Here is a 23,162-nt window from a genome sequence, read left to right as displayed (position 1 = left end):
AAAACACAAACTTAAAAAATATTTGGTTGATTCGCCGAGATAAAATAGTTTTATATAAAATGTAGAATCTAAAATTTATAAAAAAATGAAATATTTCGTCCTATTGTTATCGAGTTTGTCTTTTGCGCAAACCTATCAAGTGATTAATGAGGAAAATTCGTCTGTTAGTTACCGAGGTTTGGCTTTTCAGGATGCAAAAACGTTTATTGTTTCTGGCTCAAAAAATACAATTGGTAAAACGATAGATGGTGGTAAAACATTTAGTTGGATTAACCCGAAAGTTGTTGAAAATAGAGATTTTAGAGATGTAGAAGTTTTAGGAAAAGATAACTATTTAGCTTTAGGAATTGATTCTCCTGCTTATGTTTTGCAAACGAAAGATGGCGGAAAATCATGGAATAAAGTGTATGAAAATAATGAAAAAGGTATTTTTTTAGATGCAATTTATGTGGATAAAACTTCGAAAAAGATTATTGTCTTGGGCGATCCAATGTCGCCAGATAAACCATTTGTATTAACGTCTTCGATTACTGATCCGACAAAATGGGAAGTTGCAAAATCGCTTCATGGTCAACCTTTGCGTTTAAAAAATCCGAAAGAAGCTTTTTTTGCTTCAAGTGGAAGTAATTTGTATGTAGATGCAAAGCAAACCTTGATTGTGACAGGAGGAGAGCTATCGAATTTATACTATTATACGCCAAAAGGTGGTCAAATGTATGCGTTAGAGAAAACAAAAAGTTCTACTTCTGGAATTAATGGAATGGCTTATGACGCAACAAATAATGTAGGATATTTGGTTGGTGGAGATTTTACAAAACCAGAAGATTCGAGCTATAATTTCTATAAATTTAAGTTGACAAATGGTAAAATTGCTTTTCAAGATTCATGGAAATATCCAACAGGATATAAATCTGGCGTAACAATTATTTCAAAAGATAAAGTCTTGGTTTGTGGATATTCTGGAGTGGATTATTCAGCAGATGGAGGACATAATTGGACAAATATCACAAAAGATAGTTACAATAAGTGTACAGTTTCGCCAGATAAGAAATATGTGATTTTGGTGGGGAATAAAGGAAAGATTGGAAAAGTTACGTTATAAATATTTTCTAAAATTAAAATTAGATTAGAAATTGATTTTCAATTTTATAAATATTAGTTTCTTATTAAATTTGAATAACCTAATACAATTCATAGTAAAGGGTGGTTAGTAGTTTTTTTAGTAAAAGTTCAGATATTTTTATCTGAACTTTTTTTGTTAAAATTATTCTTAAAGTTGAGAATTAATTCTTCTTATGATTTCATAATCTTTAACTTTAATAAAATTCAATCTAAAAAATATTCAAAATGAAAAGAAGTGCAAAAGCAGTTTGGAATGGTTCGGTCACAGAAGGATCAGGAACATTAACCACACAAAGTACAGTATTAGATAATACACAATATTCGTTCAAAAGTCGATTTGAAGAAGGAGTAGGAACAAACCCAGAAGAACTTCTGGCAGCGGCTCATGCAGGTTGTTTTACTATGAAAACTTCTGCATTACTTGGTGACGCAGGTTATACAGTAGAAAAATTAGAAACCGATTGTAAAATTGTTTTTGAAGGAGGAAAAGTTGTTCGATCAGAATTAAGCTTAACAGCAAAAATTCATTCGATTACAGATGAAGAATTTCAGAAAATAGCAAAAGAAGCAGAAGAAACCTGTCCGATTAGTGTTTCATTTAGTTTCGAAAAAATATTGGTTTCTGCAGTTTTAGTTGAATAAATTGTTAGAATCAAAATAAAAAATCCAACAAGTTACTTGTTGGATTTTTTTGTTATTTCAAAACAGGAATTTCGATGTAAGAATCGTGATAAATTCGTTGTGTTTGTTTCAAGAAATCTTTCGCGGTTGCTTCATAAACATTCATAAATTGTTGCGGATTGCGGTCTGCTAAAGGAAACCATGTATTCTGAACTTGAATCATAATACGATTTCCTTTCTTGAAAGTATGTCCAACATCTGGCATAGAATACGTTACATTTGTTTTCTGATTAGGAACCATTGCTTCAGGCTTTTCAAAACTATTTCGGTATTTTCCTCGCATAATTTCGGCACGAATCAAATTTTGATATCCAGCCATCAATTTTCCGTTATATTTTGGTGTATCTTCAGGAAAAACATCAATCAATTTTACTACATAATCAGCATCTGTTCCTGTTGATGAAACAAATAAATGATTGATAATTGGACCTGTAATTGTCATATCTTCCGTTAAAATATCGGTTTGATAAACCATAACATCAGGACGAGTTGACGCAAATCGTTGATCATCGACCATATATTCTCGTGGACGACTTTCTAAAACACCACCTTGATATGGAACAGGATTATTTGGATCTGCTACATATTCATCAAAACTTGTATTATTAGTCTGTTGAAAAGATATTTTTCCGTTGGCTTGCAAATACATTTTCTGAGTTGTCACATTCTTTGGTGGCCAAGTATCAAACTGTTTCCATTCGTTAGAACCTGTGATAAAGATTTGCGCTTCTGTCGGTTTGAAATTTCCTTTATCTTTTAAATAATAATTGAAAAAAGGTAATTCAATTTGTTGCTGATAATATTCACCTGTTGGCGTTCCAAACTGCATATCGCCAAACGTATCGGCTTTAGAGCGAACCCAACCACCATGAAACCATGGTCCAGCGACCAAAATATTTGTCGCATTCGGATTTTGCTTTTCAATTGCTTTATAAGTTTCAAAAGCACCATAAACATCCTCTGCGTCAAAGAAACCACCAACCGTCATCACAGCAGGTTTCACATTGGTAAGATGTGGCAAAGGATTTCTATCTTGCCAAAATTGATCATAATCAGGATGTGCAAACAAATCATTGTAGAATTTGATATTATCTTGAAAATATTTATCCTTCAATTCCTTTACAGATCCACCTTCTAAATAAAAACGGTAATTATCTTTGATTGGATATTCTAATGATTTTGGACCTTTATCTGGCGTAATTGGTTGCGGACGTTTTACACCAAATGACGACATAAATTTGAAAGAATCATTCAGAAATAATACACCATTGTGATGAAAATCGTCGCCTAAAAACCAATTCGTAACTGGTGCTTGTGGCGAAACAGCTTTCAAGGTTGGATGCGAATTAACTAAACTCATTGTTGAATAAAAACCAGGATAAGAAATTCCATAGATTCCAGCTTTTTGGTTGTAATTTTTCATGTTTTTTGCCAACCATTCCAATGTGTCGTACGTATCTGTACTTTCGTCAATCGCTTTTTTATTTTTCGTTTTATTAACAGGTCGTACATCTTCAAATTCACCCTCGCTCATCCATTTTCCTCTCACATCTTGGTAGACGAATATAAATCCTTCACGCATTTCTGCAGGGAAATTGCCAAGCGATTTTTTATACTCATTTGCTCCGTAAGGCGCAGCTGTATAAGGTGTTCGATGAAGTAAAACAGGATATTTCTTGGTTTGATCTTTTGGCGTATAAATAGCCGTAAACAATTTCGTTCCATCTCGCATCGGAATCAATTGTTCGGTCTTTTCATAATGCTCTCTAACATAGGCAGAATCTGCTTTTGCATCTTGCGCATAGCTAATTCCACTCATCAAAATAAGACTAAGTAGAGTTGCTTTTTGAGTAAATTTTTTCACGTATTTATCAATTTTACAATACTATAAATGTAAAAAACTTTTATTTTTTTAAAGTATAAATCGAATTATTTTCTACAAATGATTTCAATATCGATAAAGTTTTAATTATTTTTTATGAATTCGAAAATTCGAACACTTTTTTTGATTAAATTAGTTAGCCAAAATCAATTGAAATGAAGTTAACTGCAAAAGCAACAATTCAAATTCAGAAATCTAAAAATGAAGTTTTTGATGCGATTGTTAATCCAAATAAAATGAATCAATATTTTATCGCTTCTTCTACAGGTGCTATCGAAACTGGAAAAATTGTTGAATGGAAATTCCCTGAGTTTGATGATATTTTTCCTGTAATGGGAGGCGATTTAAAACAAGATGAATACATTTCTTTTGATTGGAGCGGTGGAGTTGATGATATGTTGGTGGAGATTTTTCTCGAAATAGGAGAAAATGATTCGACAATTGTTAAAGTCATTGAACATGAAATGAATGATGATGAAGCTGGAATTAAGCAATTGATGGGACAAACAGAAGGTTGGGCTAATTTCTTGGCTTGTCTGAAAGCTTATCTCGAATACGGAATTAATTTGCGCAAAGGTGCTTTTGATTTTATGAAACCTTAAAAATCAACAAAAGACATACGTATGATCACAATTGAAACAATAATAAATGCTCCAATAGATCAAGTTTGGAAAGCTTTTAATTCTCCTGAAGATATTGTAAAATGGAATCAAGCTTCTGATGATTGGCATTGTCCGAAAGCAGAAAATGATTTGCAAGTTGGAGGAAAACTAAACAGTACGATGGCTGCAAAAGATGGTAGTTTTCAATTCGAATTTGAAGCTAAATATGACGAAATCATTCCAAATAAATTTATTCGTTACTACATTGCAGATGGTCGCAAGGTTGAAATAAATTTTCATGAAGAGAATAATTTAACCAAAATCACAGAAAAATTTGAACCAGAAAGTCAAAATTCTACTGAAATGCAAAAACAAGGTTGGCAAGCTATTTTGAATAGGTTCAAAAATTATGTTGAATCAAAACGCTAAAAATAGTAGAAGATGGATGAAAATAAATCAAAAATGGTCAAATGGTTTCCGTTGATAAATGTTGTGGAAAGTTTGCAAAAAGCGTTGGAAATGGGATGGAAATCTATTCATGAGATTAAAAATAAAGAAGGAAATCTTCAATTTGCAATTGTAGAAGATCCTGCTGGAGCTGTTTTTGGATTAGCAAATGCTTAAAATATGAAAAAAGTATCGTTTACAGAAGTTATTTATGCGCGGCCCAAGCATGTGCATAAAGTAATGATTGCGCCAGATTCGTATAAAATTTGGACGAAACCGTTTAGTGAAACTTCAGATTTTAAAGGAGATTGGTCCGAAGGTTCTCATGTTTATTTCACTTATGAGACCGAGAAAGGTTCGGCTGCGATGATTGCTACTATAGATGAAAATATTGTAGGAAAATCAATCAAAATGCGTCATATAGGAAAGCTGAACGAAGATGGTCAAGAGATTTTTGATGGACCAGAAATTGATGCGTGGAAAAATACAGAAGAAACGTATAAATTGGAAGATGTAGAAGGTCACACACGATTAACCTGTTCGGTAGAAATAGATGATCAGGTTTTTCCAGAAGCTCAAGTCAGAGAAATGTGGATAAATGCACTGCGCAAGTTAAAAGAAATTTGCGAGGATTAATGATGATGACAGATAATTTCACAACTATTGATGAATATATTCTTGGGTTTGATCAAACTAAACAGGAGATTTTAGAAAACATAAGAAAAATTATTCACGAAACTGTACCACAAGCAACAGAAACGATTAATTATAAAATGCCAACATTTCGTTTGAATGGAAATGTTATTCATTTTGCGATGTTTAAAAATCATGTAGTAATTTATCCTGGAGCTGAAACAATCGAACATTTTATAAATGATTTGACCGATTATAAAACATCAAAAGGAGCAATACAACTTCCCTTGGATAAAGCTTTACCGAAGAAATTGTTAAAGGAAATTGTGTTGTATAAAGTTAATTTGATGAAAGATCTAAAAACTGGAGAATGGACAAAATACAATGCAAATTCGACGGAAGCGAATGAGACAATTCAACAAGTTGTAAATGAAACAGAACTTATAAAAGAGTTTAAATGGGGTGGAGATATTTACACGTTCAACAAGAAAAATGTGTTAGCATTTAGTGGCTTCAAAAATCATTTTGCGTTGTGGTTTCAAAATGGTGTTTTCTTGAAAGATCCATACAAAGTTTTGGTGAACGCAAATGAAGAAAAAACGAAAGCTTTGCGTCAATGGCGATTTAATTCTGCCGATGAAATTGATGTCGAAAAAGTAAGAGAATATGTCTTAGAAGCGATTCAATTAGTGAAAGATGGAAAAGAAATAAAACCTCAAAAATCTACGCCAAAAGAAGTTGATGGAATTTTGAAAGATGTTTTAAATCAAGATGATAAGTTATTTACTTCATTTAAAGCTTTAATTAATGGAAAACAAAAAGAATACATTGAATATATTGATGAAGCAAAACAAGAGAAAACGAAAATTTCTCGCATCGAAAAAATAAAACCTATGATTATGGAAGGCAAAGGTTTGAATGATAAATACCGAAAATAATGCAATACGAAGTCGCAAATTTAGAAGAATACTTAACGTCAATTCCAGTAGAAAGAAAAGAAGCTGTTGAGAAATTAATTAAAATTTTGGCGGATAATTTACCCGCTGGTTTCGAGTTGCAGTTGAGCTATGGTCATCTTGGGTTTGTTGTGCCGCATTCACTTTATCCGAATGGTTATCATTGCGATCCGAAATCGCCGTTGCCGTTTATCAATATCGCTTCTCAAAAGAATTTTATTGCGTTATATCACATGGGAATTTATATGGACGACAAATTGCTGAATTGGTTTGTTGGTGAATATCCAAAATACTCGAAACGTAAATTAGATATGGGAAAAAGTTGTATTCGTTTCAAAAAAGTGGAAGATATTCCGTTCAAATTAATCGAAGAATTAGCGCAAAAAATTACGCCACAACAATGGATAGAAAATTATGAAAAAGTACTACTTACTCGAAAAAAATAAATCATGTCACAAATCGATAAATTTTTAAAAAAATTAGAAAAAAATAATAACCGCGAATGGTTTACAGAACATAAAGTTGAATTTGATACAGCGAAAGCTGAAGCAGATTCAATTTTCAATGTGATTTACCAAGAATTAAGTAAAAAGGAAGAATTAGAACCGCTTAAAATTTATAGAATTTATAGAGATGTTCGTTTTTCTCATGATAAAACTCCTTATAAAACTCATTTTTCTGCGCAAACAGGTCGCAAAAAGCCACTTAATAGAGGTGGGTATTATTTCCATATTCAACCGAATCATAATTTTATAGGTGTTGGTTTTTGGGGACCAGAGCGCGATGATTTGCTTCGTATTAGAAAAGATATTGAAGTTTCGGATGAATTAGCGAAGATTCTTCAATCCAAAACAATTATGAATGAGTTTGGAGAAATGCAAGGAGAAGAAGTGAAATCTGCTCCAAAAGGTTTTTCGAAAGATCATGAGCGAATTGAATTGTTGCGTAAAAAGCAATATTTATTTATCAAGAATTTCACGGATGAAGAAGTTTTAGCAAAAGATTTTCCGCAGAAAGTGGCGAAATCAATTCAGGTTCTTCAACCATTTTTGAATTATATGACAGAGGTTTTAACAACCGATGAAAATGGTCAACCATTATATTAAAAAAATAATCACAAAAAAACACTATATTATGGCTAAAGTACACGCTTACTTAAATTTTAACGGAGATTGCGAAAAGGCATTTCAGTTTTATGAAACTGTTTTTGAAACGCAAAATATTGGGATGTATAAAATGGTAGATATGCCGCCAAATCCAGAATTTCAGATTCCAGAAAGTGCAAAGGATAAAGTTTCGCATGTGGCATTGTTTATTAATGAAACAACAATGTTAATGGGTTCTGATATTATTGAAGAATTTGGACATCAATACAAAGCTGGAAATAATAATTACATTATGCTTGATGTTGATAATCCCGCAGAAGCGCATCAATTATATGATCGTCTTTCGGTAAATGCAAAATCGTTAGAAATGCCTTTGGCTGAGCAGTTTTTTGCTGAGCTTTATGCGTCTTTTATTGATCAATTTGGAACACCTTGGATGATTCATTTCGAAGGAAATAAAGCGCATTCGATGTAAAATATAGTTTAAGAATAAAACATAAAACCTCTCAACTTGAGAGGTTTTTGTTTACTATACATTTACGTTCGTTGCTTGTAACATAAGTTGATGAAGATCTGTATTTTTTACAAATGGCTTCAACAAATCACTTCCTGGTCCATACATAGCTAATTCTACATAATCGCCCGAGTGATCCATACTTATCCAACCTACATTGTTGTGTTTTTTCTGAATTTCAGAGAAAAATTTGAACGGAAGCTTTTTGAAATTATATAATCCTTCTTCTTTATCCAAACCTTTGTAAAAATCTAACATATGTTTTGCTTCATCATCAGTTAAACTAAAACCATTTGTTTCGACAATCCAATCTTTGATTTCTTGTATATTAAAATCTTCGTGAATTTCATTCAAAATATGTTCGTTGGTATATTTATAATTAACAATACTTTCAAATTTTTTGTTTACATCAGCTCCATAAATAGTTCCTGGATTTGCATTTCCGTGATCAGTTGTGATGATAACTAACGTATTTCCATCCTTTTCAGCAAAATCCATTACAGTTTTGATTGTTTCATCAAATGCAATTTGATCATTTATTAATCCTGCAACATCATTTGCATGTGCCGCCCAATCCACTTTTCCAGCTTCTACTTGCAATACAAAACCATTTTGATGATCTTTCAAATTATCAATCGCAACCTTAGTCATTTCGGCAAGTGTAGGAATAGATTTATTTTTTGAGAGATTTTTATGATCGATTGCGTAAGGAATTGCTCCAGTATTGAAAATACCTAATAGAGATTTATTGTTTTGAGATTTTCCTAATTCCTCCTTTGTTTTCGCAATTTGATAGCCTTTATTTTTATAAATAGCATACAAATCTTTCTTGTCTTCTCTTTTGGATGAATTAAAAAACTCATCACCACCACCTAATAAAACATCAATGCCAATTTCGGCATATTTTTCAGCTATCTCTGGTTCTGCATTTCTACTTGCAGAATTTATACAAAAACCAGCTGGAGTGGCATGAGTAATAGTAACTGTAGTCACACACCCTGTTCTTTTACCCGCTTTTTTGAACTTTTGCCAAATCGGAACATGATGTTCTCCATTCGTGCTAATATTTAATACGCCATTTTTCACACGAATTCCACCTCCAAAAGCTGAACTTGCAGCAGCTGAATCGGTAACAATAGAACTTGCAGAAGCGGTGTCCATTAAAGCTCTTTTTACTTTATTTTCTTCATAAAGATTTATCCAATTACCATTTTTTCCATGCAATTGTATGTTGTACAAATTAGCCATAGCAAGAGTTCCGGAACTCATTCCATCACTTATCATAAAAATAATATTCTTTGCAGAATTTGTAGAAAGATTAGGTTTGATTTTATTTTGAGCAAATAAATCGAAAGGATTTAGAATTAAGCCTGTAGAAATTAATGCCGATCCTCTAAGAAATTTACGTCTATCCATTTTATTATTTTTGTAAATGAATAGATTATTTCTGAGAAGTGTTTTAGCTTATTGTTAAATCTTATTAATGATACAATCTAAATCCTAATTTCAGGCATATATTGGCGTGTTTATCAAACAATGCATGTACAAGCTCTTCTTCGTCATCAATTTCTTTTGCTAAACAAAAATAATATTGATCTAAAATTGTACTCAAAATTGGAGAAGGGTTTACATATCCAGATAAGGCTTTTGCTCCTGTAACATCAATAAAATATTGAAAACTTTCGTCTTCCAAATTTAAACTCATTGTATTTGCAAAATGAACAATTTTATCGGTTAGTTTTCCTTGAAAAATTTCTGCTACTTCTTCCAAACTATAGTAATAATCATCAATTTGAATTTGATTTCCTTCGCCTTCAAAAACTAAATAAATGATTTTATAATCTCTAAAATATTTATCATGATAAAGAAGATTGGTCAAACTTTCTTCGAAACCTTCAAAGCTATCAGTCGTTTTATAAACATTTGTAATCTGAAATTCTCGAGCCAAATGTTCCAAAAATTCCAATAATTGCGAATCATTTTGCTCTTCAATATCTGCTACAGATTCCAAACAAAACAATTTGAAATCATCTTCGTCTTCAGTTCGTATAATATCCTTCATCTATTTTACTATTTTTCAAAGGTAAGATGTAATTTTTAAATGATTAAAATCACGCGAACAATGATTAATATTTATTAATTTAGAATTATTCTATATAAATAAATTTAATGAAAAATAATATTGATTTACAAAATCTTGCGGAACAATTGAGTTGTCCAAATGGAGACGAAGGAATTGAAGTTGGTGAGCAAATGAATGAAAGTAATTTTGGTATGATAAAAACGACAATAGATCATTTACAATTACAAAATAAAGAACAAATATTAGAGTTAGGTCATGGAAATTGTAAGCATTTACCTTATGTATTAAATCAAGCAAAGGATTTAGAATATATTGGTTTAGAACTTTCACAGGTCATGAAAAATAGTGCTATCACGAACAATTCTGATTATTTGAATGCAAATATTAGATTTGAAATAATTATGGATGAAAGAATTCATTTTTATGAAAAACGTTTTGATAAAATTTTCACAGTGAATACAATCTATTTTTGGAAAAATCCTAAATTTTTCTTGAGTGAAATTTATAGAGTCTTGAAATTCAATGGGGAATTTGCTCTTACTTTTGCTAAAAAGGAATTTATGGAAACTTTACCTTTTACTCAATTTGGCTTCAATTTATACACAGAAGACGAAGTGATAAAACTATTGAAATCAGCTAAATTTTCTATTGAAAATAGAAAAACATTTTCAGAAAGTGTAATTAGCAAAGCTGGCGAAAAAGTTGAAAGAGAGTATAGTATAATTATTGCAAAAAAATAAAATGATTTTTATTGATAATAAACTTAATTTTTTTGAGAAAAGAATGAGTAAATAATTTCTAAAGTAGAAAGAATTAGCAGAAATTTGTATCCTTATTTCAAGAATATGAAACAACCACAAAGAGTATTCGATTTATCTCGATTTCAAGAAAAAAATACACCTAACATTTCGATTTTTAATTACAAAGAAAAAGGAGAATGGAAGGGAATTTCGACAACAGATTTTATCAATCGAGTAAATAATATTTCGAAAGGTTTGATTGCAAATGGTGTTCAACAAAATGATAAAGTTGCGTTAATCAGCGAAAATCGTTTAGAATGGAATTTAGTAGATTTTGCAATTCAGCAAATTGGAGCTGTTGTTGTGGCAATTTATCCCAATATTTCGGATAATGATTACGAATTTATTCTAAATGATGCCGAAATCAAACTTTGTTTTGTGAGCAATGATGCGTTGTATCAACGATTATTAGGAATCAAAGATCGTATTCCAAATCTTGAACAAGTTTATACATTTAATACTTATCCGCATACACCAAATTGGATTGAGCTAATTTCGAAAGGAATTTCTATTTCTGATGAGGTTTTACAAACGAAGATGGACAATGTAAAACCAACTGATTTAGCAACTCTTATTTATACTTCTGGAACAACAGGAAACCCGAAAGGCGTTATGCTTTCTCACGAAAATTTATTGGCTGATGTCAATAGTTCCGAATATTCTTTTCCTGTAAAAGCGTATGATAAAGCGTTGTCTTTTTTACCTGCTTGTCATGCGTATGAACGCGTCTTTCAATACGTGTACATCAAAATGGGATTACCAATCTATTTTGCACAATCAATGGATACGATTGGGCAAGATATGAAAGAAGTTCAACCACATATTTTTTCGGCTGTTCCACGTGTTTTAGAGAAAGTTTACGATAAAATAATGGCGACTGGAGAACAATTGACAGGAGTAAAAAGAGCTTTATTCTTTTGGGCAATTTCGTTAGGAGAACAGTATGATTTAGACGAATCAAAACTTTCTGCTTGGTATAAATTTCAATTAAACATTGCTCGAAAATTAATTTTTTCGAAATGGAAAGCGGCGCTTGGCGGTAATGTCAAAGGAATTGCATCGGGAAGTGCAACTTTACAAACTCGTTTATTAAAATTGTATTTAGCAGCCGGAATTCCAATTTACGAAGGTTATGGTTTAACAGAAGCTGGACCTTGTTTATCTGTAAATTGTATCAAACGTGGAATGAAAATCGGAACCGTTGGTATTCCTTTGATTGATATTGAGATTAAATTAGCTGAAGATGGAGAAATCTTAGCAAAAGGTAAAAATATCATGCAAGGATATTATAAAAATTCTGAGGCGACGGCTGAGGTTTTGAAAGATGGTTGGTTGTATACGGGCGATATTGGAGAATGGGTTGATGATAAATTCTTAAAAATTATCGATCGTAAAAAAGAAATGTTCAAAACTTCTGGAGGAAAATATGTTGTGCCACAACAAATTGAGAAAATTCTTTCAGAATCTAATTATATCGAACAAATTATGGTAGTTGGAGAAGGACGAAAATTCCCTGCTGCTTTGGTTATTCCTTCTTATGAAAACTGTATTGATTGGGCAAAAGCAAATGAATCTTCATTGATTAATTTACCTCGTGAAGAGTTTTTAACGCATCCAAAAATTTATGAATTGATAGGAAATGAAATCAATAAATTAAATGTCAATTTTGGAAATTGGGAAAAAATTAAAAAATTTCATTTACTGCCTTATGAATTTACAATTGAAGCTGGAGAATTAACGCCAACTTTGAAGATGAAACGTAAAATCATTTCAGAAAAATATAAAAAAGAAATTGACGGAATTTATCAATAAAAACATCAATTTTTTAGAAAAATAACGAAGCAAGATTTTTATTAATCTTGCTTTTTTCGTGAAATAAAACTGATTTATGAAAATTTTGCACCAAATTTGCACTCTTTTTTATAAAGTTTAGTATTTAAAAAATGAATAATCCTACACGAATTTTTGACTTAGCTTATCGTCAACAAGAACTTTACCCCAATCATAATATGTTTGCAAGTAAAATTGATGGCGAATGGAAGTTTACAAAACCAGCCGAATTTATTGCGCAAACAAGAGAAATTTCGAAAGGTTTATTAGCTCTGGGAGTTAAACCTGGCGATCGAGTAGGACTTGTGTGCGAAAGCCGCTATGAATGGCATGTGATTGATTTTGCAATTCAGCAAATTGGTGCGGTTGTGGTAGCGATTTATCCAAATATTACAGATTTTGAATATCAATTTATCTTCAATGATGCCGAAATACAATTGTGTATTGTAAGTACAAAAAATTTGTATGAACGTATCAATAATATGTTTGGGACAATTTATAGTTTAGAATATGTTTTTGCAATTAATGAGTTCCCAGATTCTAGAAATTGGTCAGAATTAAAAGAAATTGGAAAAGATATAACAGACGAATATGTAAATAATCTTAGTTCAATTGTTCGAAATTCAGATTTAGCAACTTTAATTTATACGTCTGGAACAACAGGAAAACCGAAAGGTGTAATGTTGTCTCATAATAATTTTGTTTCGAATTTTATTGCGGCAAAAGAAATTGTTGTGTTAGAAGAAGGAACAAGAGGTTTGACTTTTTTACCGCCTTGTCATACATACGAAAGAACTGTAATTTATACCTATTTATATATTGGTGTAACGGTTTATTTCGCCGAAGGTTTTGAAAAAATTGGTGATAATATCAATGAAGTACAACCTCATATCATGACTGCTGTTCCTCGAGTGATGGAAAAAGTTTATGAGAAAATCCTAAAAACAGGTAGCGCTTTAACAGGAAAAAAACGAAAAGTTTTTGATTGGGCGATTAATATTGCTTCTCAATATGAACCTGATGCGAAGAAACGATCTTTGGTGTATAATGTGAAGTTAGCTTTAGCTCGAAAATTAGTTTTGAATAAATTTTATGAAGCGTTAGGAGGTAATTTCAAATATATTATTTCGGGAAGTGCTTCGTTGCAAGGTAAAATTGCGCGTGTTTTTATGGCGGCTGGATTACCATTTTTTGAAGGATATGGAATGACGGAAACTTCGCCTTTAATCACTGTAAATAATCCGCATAAATTAGGTGTTCGAATAGGGACTGTGGGTTCACCAATAAAAGATGTTAAGGTAAAATTAGCCGAAGATGGAGAAATTTTGGTTCAAGGTCCTAATGTGATGATGGTCTATTATAAAAATCAAAAAGCGACCGATGAGGTCATTATTGATGGATGGTTGCACACAGGTGATATTGGAGTTTGGGAGGAAGGAGAAGGTCATTTCTTGAAAATCATTGATCGTAAAAAGGAAATGTTCAAAATTTCTGGTGGAAAATATGTTGTTCCTCAACCAATTGAAACAAAACTTGTCGAATCAAATTTTATTGAGCAAGCAATGGTTGTTGGTGATGCGCAAAAATTTGCGTCAGCTTTTATTGTTCCGAATTATGCAAATCTGAAAGAATGGGCAAAAGAAAATGCACCTGAAATTAGTAATCTTTCTCGCGATGAATTCATAGCATCTACAGAAGTTCATAAAGTAATTAATCAAGAAGTTCGTAAAGCAAATCAGTTTTTTGGAAATTGGGAACAGATTAAGAAACCAGCAATTTTAGCGCATGAATTTACGATTGAAGGTGAAGAATTAACTCCAACTTTGAAATTAAAACGTAAAGTTATTCTAAAGAAATATCAGAAAGAATTCGAAGAAATTTATAAATAAAAAAATCCCTCAATTCATAATGAGTTGAGGGATTTTTTTATGGATTCATTCTTTCGTTAGTATAACCACGAATCACAGTATAATCTACTTTTTCAATACTATCCATAAAAGAAGCGTTATCGGTATATATAATAAAATCTACTTTCTCTTAGCTATTTCCATGAGTTTCAAATTCATTATAAAGTGAATTAACTTGAAGTTTACCATTATTCTCTCTTAAGAATAATTCAAAAAATGAATCATTTTCTCCTTTTGGAATAAAATAATTAGTTGGTAAATGTTTACAATCACAATTATCAGTGCTTAAATAATAGTGTCCAGAACATTGTAATTCATATAATTTAATATCTCCAATTATATAAGACTTTTTAAAATCAGAACTGCAAGAGTAAAATAATAAGAGAAATAAAATTAGATATTTCATAATTGTAATAGTTATGACGAATATAATTCTTTTTAAGTTGAAGATAAAATTTTTGAAAAACTCATCATTTTACGCTATTTTCGACGAATTCTTTTCAAAATTACAAAACTATAAGTACGCTATGGAAGCAACCAGAATTTTTGATTTACCAAAACGTCAGCTGGAAAAGTTTCCTGATTTATCCATGTTTGTATCCAAACAAAATGGAGAATGGAAACCAATGAAAACCACAACTTTTTTAGAACATGTTGATGCAATCTCAAAAGGATTAATCGCTTGTGGAGTTCAACCAGGTGAAAAAGTGGGATTAATCTCAGAAAATCGTGTCGAATGGAATATGATAGATTATGCGATACAACAAATCGGAGCTGTTGTGGTAGCGATTTATCCGAATATTTCTGACAGCGATTACGAATATATTTTTAGCGATTCGGCTATAAAATTGTGTTTTACAAGTAATCTCGATTTGTATACGCGAATCAATCAACTCAAAACAAAATTGCCTTCATTAGAGCAACTGTACTCGATTGATGAATTTGAAAATACAGAAAGTTGGAATGTTTTAATCGAAAAAGGAAAAACAATTCAACAAGAAGAAATAGACAAACGTGCCGCAAATGTAAAGCACGAAGATTTAGCTTTTTTAATCTATACATCAGGAACAACGGGAAATCCGAAAGGTGTGATGTTGTCGCACAAAAATATTATTGCAGATGTTATGGCTTGCGAATATTCAACACCACTTGATCCTTATGATCGTGCTTTGACCTTTCTTCCTGCTTGTCATGCGTATGAGCGAACAATTCAGTATTTGTATGTGTACATGGGGATTTCGATATATTTTGCAGAATCGATGGAGAAGATTGGCGATAATTTAAAAGAAATTAAACCGCATATGATTACGGCTGTTCCTCGTGTGATTGAAAAAGTTTATGAAAAAATCATGCAAACGGGAGCTCAATTATCAGGTTTTAAGAAATCTATTTTTGATTGGGCTGTAAAAGTTGGCGATGAGTTTGTGTTAGAAGATGATCAGCGTTCTACAATTTATAATTTGAAATTAGCAATTGCCCGAAAATTAGTTTTACACAAATGGTACGAAGGACTTGGTGGCGAATTAAAAGCCATTGTAACGGGAAGTGCAGCGATTCAACAACGAATTGTTCGCGTATTTTTAGCTGCCGAAATTCCAATTTATGAAGGTTATGGATTGACAGAAGCTTCGCCAGTAATTGCGGTGAATTGTTTTCGTCGAGGTAAAAAGATAGGAACTGTTGGACCTCCGTTGAAAGGTGTTGAAGTAAAATTGGCTGATGATGGCGAAATTTTAGTAAAAGGTGATATTGTGATGATGGGTTATCATAATTTACCAGAAAAAACTGCCGAAGAAATCAAAGATGGTTGGCTATACACGGGTGATATTGGAGAATGGATAGACAATAAATTCTTGAAAATTGTTGACCGTAAAAAAGAAATGTACAAAACTTCGGGAGGGAAATATATTGTTCCACAACAAATCGAAATGAAAATGGTAGAATCGCCATTCATCGAGCAATTGATGGTTGTTGGAGAAGGTGAGAAGTTTCCTGGAGCTTTTGTGGTTCCGAGTTATACAAATCTAAAAAAATGGTCGCAGTCAAATGCTCTTGAAATTGTAAATCTTCCTCATGATGAATTTCAGAAAAGCGATGTTGTCAAAAAGAAATTAGAAGAAGAAATCAATCAACTGAATAATCATTTTGGACATTGGGAACAAATCAAAAAGATTGCAATTATTCCAAATGAAATGACCGTAGAAGGTGGAGAATTAACGCCAACGTTAAAATTTAAACGTAAAATTATTTTAGAAAAATACAAGAAACAATACCAAGAAATTTTTGGATAATTAATAAGAGTCTCAGTTTTTTGAGACTCTTTTTTATAACCTTTAATTAAGATTAAAATCTATATTTTTGTAAAAACAAAATCAATTGAATTCAGTTAAAGTTTACGCAAAACAAACAAGCAATTGGGGATTATTATTCGGTAGTCTTTTATTTTTTGCTTGTTCAATTTATTTATTTCTAAACGCCAATCAAGTTAATTCTCCGCAAACTGCAAAAATTTTAAGCGGAGTTTTATTTGTTCCAAGTTTACTATTCATCATCGTTTCAATCAAAAAATTGATGAAAAAACAATTGATTTTATTGATTGATAAAAAAGGAATTGTTTACAAACCTACGGATCATTTGAATTATATTGAATGGGGAAAAATTTTAGAAATTGAAGAACTGAAATTGCCTCGCCAACGTGTCATTAATATAAAAATTATTGATGCAGACGATTTTATCCATAACGAAACGCAGAAATTCTTACAAGCACGTATGAGATTTTGGAATAAAATGTATGGCGCTGTTGTTTCGTTTGACGCAAATACTTTAGATAAAAATCACTTCGAAATCATGAATCTTTTTGATGAATTTATGGAAGATTATAAGATTTCTACAGCTTCAAAAAATGATTAATTCGAAAGAATAGACTATTTTTGCAGCATGCAAATCGATTTACTTTATAAAAATTTGGGCATCAAAGATATGAATGCAATGCAACGTTCAGCATTCAAAATGTCCGAAAATCAACGAGATTTAATTTTATTATCACCAACAGGATCTGGTAAAACATTGGCGTTTTTATTTCCGACTTTAAGAGATTTAAATCCAGATGTAAAAGGTGTTCAAACCTTAATTTTAGTTCCTGCGCGTGAGTTAGCTTTACAAATCGAAACAGTTTTCAAATCGATGAAGTCTGATTATAAAGTAACGTGTTGTTATGGAGGTCACAATACAAAAGTTGAGCAAAATACTTTGTTAGAAGCTCCAGCTGTATTAATTGGGACTCCAGGACGTATTGCGTATCATTTGCGTAACGAAAATTTTGATCCTTCGACTGTTCAAACTTTAATTTTAGAAGAGTTTGATAAAGCGTTAGAATTAGGTTTTCAAGAAGATATGAGCTTTATTGTAGAGCAACTTTCTGGTTTGAAACAACGTATTTTGACTTCTGCTACAGAAATGGAAAATATTCCAGAATTTGTTGGATTGAATGACGAAAAAATTGTGAGCTATCTAAAACAAATCGAGGTAAAGCCTGATTTACATATGAAAGTGGTTAACACCATTTCAGAAGAAAAATTGGATACTTTATTTAATTTGATTTGCAAAATTGGAAGCAAACGCATGTTGATTTTCTGTAATCACCGTGATGCTGTCGACCGTATTAGTAATTTGTTGCATGAAAAAGGAATTGCGCGTGAAAGTTTTCATGGTGGAATGGAACAAGACGAACGCGAACGTGCGTTACTGAAATTCAGAAATGATTCGGTTCGAGTTTTAATTACAACAGATTTGGCTGCGCGTGGTTTGGATATTCCAGAAGTAGATTCGATTATTCATTATCAATTACCTGCAAAAGAAGCCGCTTTTATTCACAGAAATGGACGTACAGCACGTATGAATGCGAAAGGTTTTGTGTATTTAATTATTAGCAATGAAGAACATTTTCCGTTTGTAAATGAAAATTTACCTGTCGAAAATTTAGGTGGAACATATAAGATTCCAGAACGTACACCTTACCAAACGATTTATATTTCTGCAGGAAAAAAAGACAAAGTAAACAAAGTTGATATTGTTGGATTTTTGTTCAAAAAAGGAGGTTTAGAAAAAAACGATGTCGGAATTATTGAGGTAAAAGATACCACTTCGTATGTTGCGATTAACCGTAAAAAAGTTCCGGACTTATTGAAAAAATTGAACGGTCAAAAAGTAAAAAATAAGAAAGTAAAAATGCAAATTGCATATTAAAAATAGAATTTTATGTTAGCACACCACGTACTATTTTGGTTAAAAGATGACGCTACAGAAGCTGAAGTGAATACATTTCATCAAGCTTTGAAAGATTTAGAACCAATTGCTCCTTCAGTATTTTTTCATGTTGGAACACCAGCAAATATCGAAAGAGATGTTATCGACGCTTCGTATTCGTTTTCTTTGTTTGCAGCTTTCGAAACGATGGAACAATTTGAGACGTATCAAAAACATCCACAACATATCGAGTTTTTGAATGGTCCAAATAAATTAGCAAAACGAGTATTAATCTATGATGCAGATTAATCGTTAGAAAAATATAACCTTAAATCCGTCATTTGACGGATTTTTTTATTTTCTAAAACTTTATAAATCAAGTTTATTTATAATTAATTATACTTATTTTTGTACAAAATATTGTACATATGTTGATAACAAATATTTCTGAATTTAGAAAAGATATTAAAGAATATTTTGATCGTGTGACGAATAATTTTGAAACATTGATTATTAATCGTGGAAAAAATTCTGGTGTTGTTATTATGTCATTAGAAGAGTATAATTCGCTAATGGCTACGAATCATGAGCTTTCTTCTCGCAAAAATGAAGAGCGTTTGGATGCTGCAATTGAGAAATTAAAAACTCAGAAAACGTTTACAAAGGAGTTAATTGAAGAATAGATGAAAATCGTTTTTGTTGATGAATCATGGGAAGATTATTTGTATTGGCAAAAAACAGATAAATCTAAATTGAAAAAGATCAATGAATTGATTAAAGGTATTGCTCGAAATCCTTTTGATGGTCTGGGGAAACCAGAAGCTTTGAAACATAAATATGCAGGATTTTGGTCGAGAAGAATAGATCATGAACATCGGTTAATATATCGTGTTGTAGAAGATGAAATTCAAATTGCGAAATGTCGTTTTCATTATGATTGATATACTTCTTTATCAATCAACAATATAATCTATCATACAATAATCACGAATTTCTATCAAAATAAGCAAATAATCGTTACAAATACCCGTAAATTTGCAAATGATTTCTGAAAAGGAAATCAATAGAATTTAAGCAATGATTATAGAGACAGAAGAAGAGTTAATCGGAATGAAAAAAGTCAGCGAAGCTGTAGCCGTTACTCTTAAAGAGATGAAAGATTATGTAAAACCTGGAATGTCAACAAAAGAATTGGACGATTTTGGTGCGAAGATTATGCACAAATTTGGTTGCAAATCAGCTCCTTTCGAGACGTATCAATTTCCTGGTTATACTTGCTTAAGCGTGAATGAAGAAATTTGTCACGGAATTCCAAGAGCCGATAAAATTTTGAAAGACGGAGATGTGGTTAATATTGATGTTTCTGGAGAATTAGGTGGTTTTTGGGCTGATAATGGAGGTTCTATTGTTGTTGGAGAAGATGTGAATGGTTATCAAAAAATTGTTGATGCATCTATTTCTGCGCTTCAAAAAGCAATTGCGGCTGTAAAATCTGGAGTTAAAATCGCTGATATTGGTGGAATTATTGAGAAAGAAGCAAAAAAACATCATTATCATGTGATTGAGAATTTAACTGGTCATGGAGTAGGGCGTTCATTGCACGAAGAACCATTGGATTTGATGAATTTCAGAGACCCTGATGATAAACGTCGATTCCGTAAAAATTCAGTTATTGCATTGGAAACTTTTATTTCAGAAAATTCTTACGAAGCAATTGAGCAAGCGGATGGTTGGACAATGATAGGAAATGCACCTGGCGTTTTTGCACAACACGAACATACTGTTTTGGTTACTTCTGAAGGTCCTATGATTTTAACGCACATGAATGGTAATTGGTAAAATTATATGAAGAGAAACGAATATATTAAAGTAGACCGCGAAGTGGTCAAAAAAATGAGCGAAGATATTCAGGCTTATTTAACAGAAAATAAGTTGGAACGTGTAAAAACTAAGGATATGATGCCTTTCTTAATTGAAAAAGGATATTTTCCTCACGACCGTAAAAAAGGATATCCTTTGCGTCAGATTCTAACAGATTTGAAAAAATCGGAAGAATTACATTTATTACCGCAAGCATTTCCAGAATATTTGGAAATCGAGAATAAAAAAACATCTACCTACTGGTATTTTAGTCCAGTAAAATAATATTAAACACTTCTATTGAAGTGTTTTTTTTATTGCTAACAAATTCAAAATCTTTACTTTTTGGAATATTAATTGATACAATTTGATCGTTTATTAGATGAAAAATCAAGCTTTTTAATTTCTTATCTTATGTCAATGAAATCTCGCTGATGACTGAGCTAAATTTGTCCTATCAAAATAAATAATTAATTAAAAACAATCAAATAATCATTCGTTATGAAAAAATTATTATTCACGTTAATGTTATCAGCAGCTTCAATGTCTGCATTTGCTCAAAATTATACAAATGATAAAGCGCACTCAAAATTAGGCTTTTCTGTTTCTCACATGACAATTTCTGATGTTGAAGGACAATTCCAAAATTTTGATGTTCATTTAAACTTTACAAAAGAAGATTTAAGCGATGCAAAATTTCATGTAGTTGCAGATATCAATTCAATCAATACAGGAGTTGAGGCACGTGATAATCATTTAAAATCAGCAGATTTTTTCAATGCAGCAAAAAATTCAAAACTAGAATTCTCTTCAAAAGGAATTACACGTGTTAAAGGAAATCAATTTAAAATGGTTGGTGATTTAACATTAAACGGAGTAACTAAACCAGTTGCATTAAAATTAGTTTACAACGGAAGCATCAACAATAACGGAGTTAAAACGTACGGATTTACAGTAAAAGGAAATGTAAAAAGAAGTGATTTTAACATCGGTGGTAATTTCCCAGAAGCTGTTGTAGGTGATGTTGTTACATTAACATCAAACTTAGAATTTTCAGCTTCAAAAGCTAAATAATAATAAATAAAATATATTATAAAAATCGTGGATTTCAATACGTTAAAATCAATTACTTCAAGTTTTTCTACAACTGATAAAATGCCAGTTTTATTTTTAGGACATGGCTCTCCGATGAACGCAATCGAAGAAAATATTTTTGTAGAAGGATGGAAGAAGATTGGAAAAACAATCCCAAAACCAAATGCGATTATTTGTATTTCGGCACATTGGGAAACGAAAGGAACTAAAGTTACGGCTTTAGAACAACCCAAAACGATTCACGATTTTTATGGTTTTCCGCAAGCTTTATTCGATGTTGAATATCCAGCGCCAGGAAGTCCAGAATTAGCAACAGAGGTCAAAAATTTAATTAAAACAACAGAGGTTGATTTAGACAAAATGTGGGGATTTGACCACGGCTCTTGGAGTGTGATTAAATTTTTGTATCCAGAAGCAGATGTTCCGATGATAGAACTGAGTTTGGATGTTTATAAAACGCCAAAAGAGCATTACGAATTAGCGAAGGAATTAGACGCTTTGCGTAGTAAAGGGATATTAATAGTAGGAAGTGGGAATGTTGTACACAATTTGAGAGCATTAAATTGGAGCGAGCCAAATGCTGGTTATGATTGGGCTTATGAAGTGAATGATACATTCAAGAATATTGTTCAAACAGGTAATCACGACGAATTGTTCAATTTTGTACAAAAAGGTAGCGCATTTAATCTTGCTGTCCCATCTATGGAACATTATTTGCCAGCTATTTACGCATTAGCATTACAAGGAAAAGAAGAGGAGCTAACACTTTTTAATGATAAACTAATTTATGGATCATTAGGAATGTTATCATTCAAAATAGGATAAATAAAATCAATTTAAATAACAAATAAAAACAAAACATTATGGCAACAAAATGGAATTTAGACCCTTCTCATTCAGAAGTCCAATTTAAAGTAAAACACATGGTAATTTCTACAGTAACAGGAAATTTTGATCATTTCAATGCTGATGTAGAAGCTAATTCAGATGATTTTTCTGATGCAAAATTTGAATTTGATGCAAAAGTAGATTCAATCAATACAAAAAATGCAGATCGTGATGGACATTTAAAATCAGCTGATTTCTTTGCTGCTGAGCAATTTCCAGAAATGAAATTTGAAAGTACTTCAGGTATTCAAAACGGAAAAATTAATGGAACTTTAGAAATTCGTGGTGAAAAACAGCCAATTACATTAAATGCAGATTTTGGTGGAGTTATCACTGATCCATGGGGATTACAAAGAGCTGGATTCGAATTTTCAGGAGAAATCAACCGTAAAGATTACGGATTAGGATGGAGCCAAGTAACAGAAGCTGGAGGATTAGTGGTTTCTGATAAAGTAAAATTATTGGTGAATTTAGAGTTTACTCAAGCCCAATAATCATAATTTTTAATAGC

General features: G+C 31.7%; 27 protein-coding genes. 24 read left to right on the top strand and 3 right to left on the bottom strand.

Annotated elements, in window-relative coordinates:
* Positions 1-85 precede the first annotated feature (85 nt).
* Together B4E59_RS04915 and B4E59_RS04910 are read left to right on the top strand one after the other, a co-directional pair.
* On the top strand, positions 86-1,102 hold the full coding sequence (locus tag B4E59_RS04915) for a YCF48-related protein (RefSeq protein WP_291051775.1): 1,017 nt from the start codon (positions 86-88) through the stop codon (positions 1,100-1,102).
* A 245-nt stretch (positions 1,103-1,347) separates the two neighbouring features.
* Positions 1,348-1,764: an OsmC family peroxiredoxin gene (locus B4E59_RS04910; protein WP_291051772.1), complete on the top strand. Its 417-nt coding sequence runs from the start codon at positions 1,348-1,350 to the stop codon at positions 1,762-1,764.
* A gap of 52 nt (positions 1,765-1,816) precedes the next feature.
* Here B4E59_RS04910 and B4E59_RS04905 read toward each other — a convergent pair whose 3' ends face one another.
* Positions 1,817-3,667: a CocE/NonD family hydrolase gene (locus B4E59_RS04905; RefSeq protein ID WP_291051769.1), complete on the bottom strand. Its 1,851-nt coding sequence runs from the start codon at positions 3,665-3,667 to the stop codon at positions 1,817-1,819.
* Positions 3,668-3,840: 173 nt separating this feature from the next.
* Here B4E59_RS04905 and B4E59_RS04900 point away from each other — a divergent pair, with 173 nt between their 5' ends.
* From B4E59_RS04900 to B4E59_RS04865, 8 genes are read left to right on the top strand one after another with little or no spacing between them, the layout of a single operon-like run.
* The gene (locus B4E59_RS04900; RefSeq protein WP_291051766.1) at positions 3,841-4,287 is read left to right on the top strand and encodes an SRPBCC domain-containing protein; all 447 of its coding nucleotides are present in this window, start codon (positions 3,841-3,843) and stop codon (positions 4,285-4,287) included.
* 21 nt (positions 4,288-4,308) lie between these two features.
* Positions 4,309-4,716 carry an SRPBCC family protein gene (locus B4E59_RS04895; RefSeq protein ID WP_291051763.1) on the top strand — a complete coding sequence of 136 codons (408 nt, stop codon included), beginning with the start codon at positions 4,309-4,311 and terminating at the stop codon, positions 4,714-4,716.
* A 12-nt stretch (positions 4,717-4,728) separates the two neighbouring features.
* On the top strand, positions 4,729-4,911 hold the full coding sequence (locus tag B4E59_RS04890) for a hypothetical protein (RefSeq protein WP_291051759.1): 183 nt from the start codon (positions 4,729-4,731) through the stop codon (positions 4,909-4,911).
* 3 nt (positions 4,912-4,914) lie between these two features.
* A complete protein-coding gene (locus B4E59_RS04885) occupies positions 4,915-5,370 on the top strand; it encodes a hypothetical protein (protein WP_291051756.1) in 456 nt (151 codons plus the stop codon).
* A 5-nt stretch (positions 5,371-5,375) separates the two neighbouring features.
* A complete protein-coding gene (locus tag B4E59_RS04880) occupies positions 5,376-6,305 on the top strand; it encodes a DUF1801 domain-containing protein (RefSeq protein ID WP_291051753.1) in 930 nt (309 codons plus the stop codon).
* On the top strand, positions 6,305-6,769 hold the full coding sequence (locus B4E59_RS04875) for a DUF1801 domain-containing protein (protein ID WP_280045677.1): 465 nt from the start codon (positions 6,305-6,307) through the stop codon (positions 6,767-6,769). The genes B4E59_RS04880 and B4E59_RS04875 overlap by 1 nt, the downstream gene beginning before the upstream one ends.
* A gap of 3 nt (positions 6,770-6,772) precedes the next feature.
* Positions 6,773-7,429 carry a DUF2461 domain-containing protein gene (locus tag B4E59_RS04870; RefSeq protein ID WP_038330630.1) on the top strand — a complete coding sequence of 219 codons (657 nt, stop codon included), beginning with the start codon at positions 6,773-6,775 and terminating at the stop codon, positions 7,427-7,429.
* A 28-nt stretch (positions 7,430-7,457) separates the two neighbouring features.
* Positions 7,458-7,904: a VOC family protein gene (locus B4E59_RS04865; RefSeq protein ID WP_280050962.1), complete on the top strand. Its 447-nt coding sequence runs from the start codon at positions 7,458-7,460 to the stop codon at positions 7,902-7,904.
* 54 nt (positions 7,905-7,958) lie between these two features.
* Here the strand turns inward: B4E59_RS04865 and B4E59_RS04860 are convergent, their stop codons facing one another.
* Both B4E59_RS04860 and B4E59_RS04855 read right to left on the bottom strand, forming a co-directional pair.
* A complete protein-coding gene (locus B4E59_RS04860; RefSeq protein ID WP_219033963.1) occupies positions 7,959-9,359 on the bottom strand; it encodes an alkaline phosphatase in 1,401 nt (466 codons plus the stop codon).
* Between the two features lie 64 nt (positions 9,360-9,423).
* Entirely contained in the window at positions 9,424-10,005 is a 582-nt protein-coding gene (locus B4E59_RS04855; protein WP_219033962.1) for a DUF6642 family protein, read from the bottom strand.
* Between the two features lie 107 nt (positions 10,006-10,112).
* Here B4E59_RS04855 and B4E59_RS04850 point away from each other — a divergent pair, with 107 nt between their 5' ends.
* The 14 genes from B4E59_RS04850 to B4E59_RS04785 all read left to right on the top strand — a co-directional run bounded on the left by B4E59_RS04850 (position 10,113) and on the right by B4E59_RS04785 (position 23,145).
* A complete protein-coding gene (locus B4E59_RS04850) occupies positions 10,113-10,766 on the top strand; it encodes a class I SAM-dependent methyltransferase (RefSeq protein ID WP_221855054.1) in 654 nt (217 codons plus the stop codon).
* A gap of 105 nt (positions 10,767-10,871) precedes the next feature.
* Complete coding sequence (locus B4E59_RS04845; RefSeq protein WP_291048521.1) at positions 10,872-12,638, top strand: AMP-dependent synthetase/ligase; 1,767 nt, start codon at positions 10,872-10,874, stop codon at positions 12,636-12,638.
* Positions 12,639-12,769: 131 nt separating this feature from the next.
* Positions 12,770-14,545 carry an AMP-dependent synthetase/ligase gene (locus tag B4E59_RS04840; protein WP_291051746.1) on the top strand — a complete coding sequence of 592 codons (1,776 nt, stop codon included), beginning with the start codon at positions 12,770-12,772 and terminating at the stop codon, positions 14,543-14,545.
* 545 nt (positions 14,546-15,090) lie between these two features.
* On the top strand, positions 15,091-16,854 hold the full coding sequence (locus tag B4E59_RS04835; RefSeq protein WP_221855060.1) for an AMP-dependent synthetase/ligase: 1,764 nt from the start codon (positions 15,091-15,093) through the stop codon (positions 16,852-16,854).
* Between the two features lie 85 nt (positions 16,855-16,939).
* Complete coding sequence (locus B4E59_RS04830) at positions 16,940-17,473, top strand: STM3941 family protein (RefSeq protein ID WP_221855062.1); 534 nt, start codon at positions 16,940-16,942, stop codon at positions 17,471-17,473.
* 27 nt (positions 17,474-17,500) lie between these two features.
* The gene (locus B4E59_RS04825; RefSeq protein WP_291051743.1) at positions 17,501-18,808 is read left to right on the top strand and encodes a DEAD/DEAH box helicase; all 1,308 of its coding nucleotides are present in this window, start codon (positions 17,501-17,503) and stop codon (positions 18,806-18,808) included.
* A gap of 12 nt (positions 18,809-18,820) precedes the next feature.
* Positions 18,821-19,117 carry a Dabb family protein gene (locus B4E59_RS04820; RefSeq protein ID WP_221855064.1) on the top strand — a complete coding sequence of 99 codons (297 nt, stop codon included), beginning with the start codon at positions 18,821-18,823 and terminating at the stop codon, positions 19,115-19,117.
* 119 nt (positions 19,118-19,236) lie between these two features.
* Entirely contained in the window at positions 19,237-19,491 is a 255-nt protein-coding gene (locus B4E59_RS04815) for a type II toxin-antitoxin system Phd/YefM family antitoxin (protein WP_221855065.1), read from the top strand.
* A complete protein-coding gene (locus B4E59_RS04810) occupies positions 19,492-19,749 on the top strand; it encodes a Txe/YoeB family addiction module toxin (RefSeq protein WP_221855067.1) in 258 nt (85 codons plus the stop codon).
* Between the two features lie 136 nt (positions 19,750-19,885).
* Entirely contained in the window at positions 19,886-20,647 is a 762-nt protein-coding gene (gene map / locus B4E59_RS04805) for a type I methionyl aminopeptidase (RefSeq protein ID WP_291051740.1), read from the top strand.
* Positions 20,648-20,653: 6 nt separating this feature from the next.
* Positions 20,654-20,953 carry a hypothetical protein gene (locus tag B4E59_RS04800; protein ID WP_125350083.1) on the top strand — a complete coding sequence of 100 codons (300 nt, stop codon included), beginning with the start codon at positions 20,654-20,656 and terminating at the stop codon, positions 20,951-20,953.
* A 216-nt stretch (positions 20,954-21,169) separates the two neighbouring features.
* Positions 21,170-21,742 carry a YceI family protein gene (locus B4E59_RS04795; RefSeq protein ID WP_221855071.1) on the top strand — a complete coding sequence of 191 codons (573 nt, stop codon included), beginning with the start codon at positions 21,170-21,172 and terminating at the stop codon, positions 21,740-21,742.
* 27 nt (positions 21,743-21,769) lie between these two features.
* Complete coding sequence (gene ygiD / locus B4E59_RS04790) at positions 21,770-22,588, top strand: 4,5-DOPA-extradiol-dioxygenase (protein ID WP_221855074.1); 819 nt, start codon at positions 21,770-21,772, stop codon at positions 22,586-22,588.
* A gap of 38 nt (positions 22,589-22,626) precedes the next feature.
* A complete protein-coding gene (locus B4E59_RS04785; protein WP_125350085.1) occupies positions 22,627-23,145 on the top strand; it encodes a YceI family protein in 519 nt (172 codons plus the stop codon).
* Positions 23,146-23,162 lie beyond the last annotated feature (17 nt).

This window comes from Empedobacter sp. UBA2044 (genome assembly GCF_002333005.1).
GTDB lineage: Bacteria > Bacteroidota > Bacteroidia > Flavobacteriales > Weeksellaceae > Empedobacter > Empedobacter falsenii_B.
The sequence above is the reverse complement of the archived record's forward strand: the minus strand, read 5'-3'. Positions and strand labels throughout refer to the sequence as shown.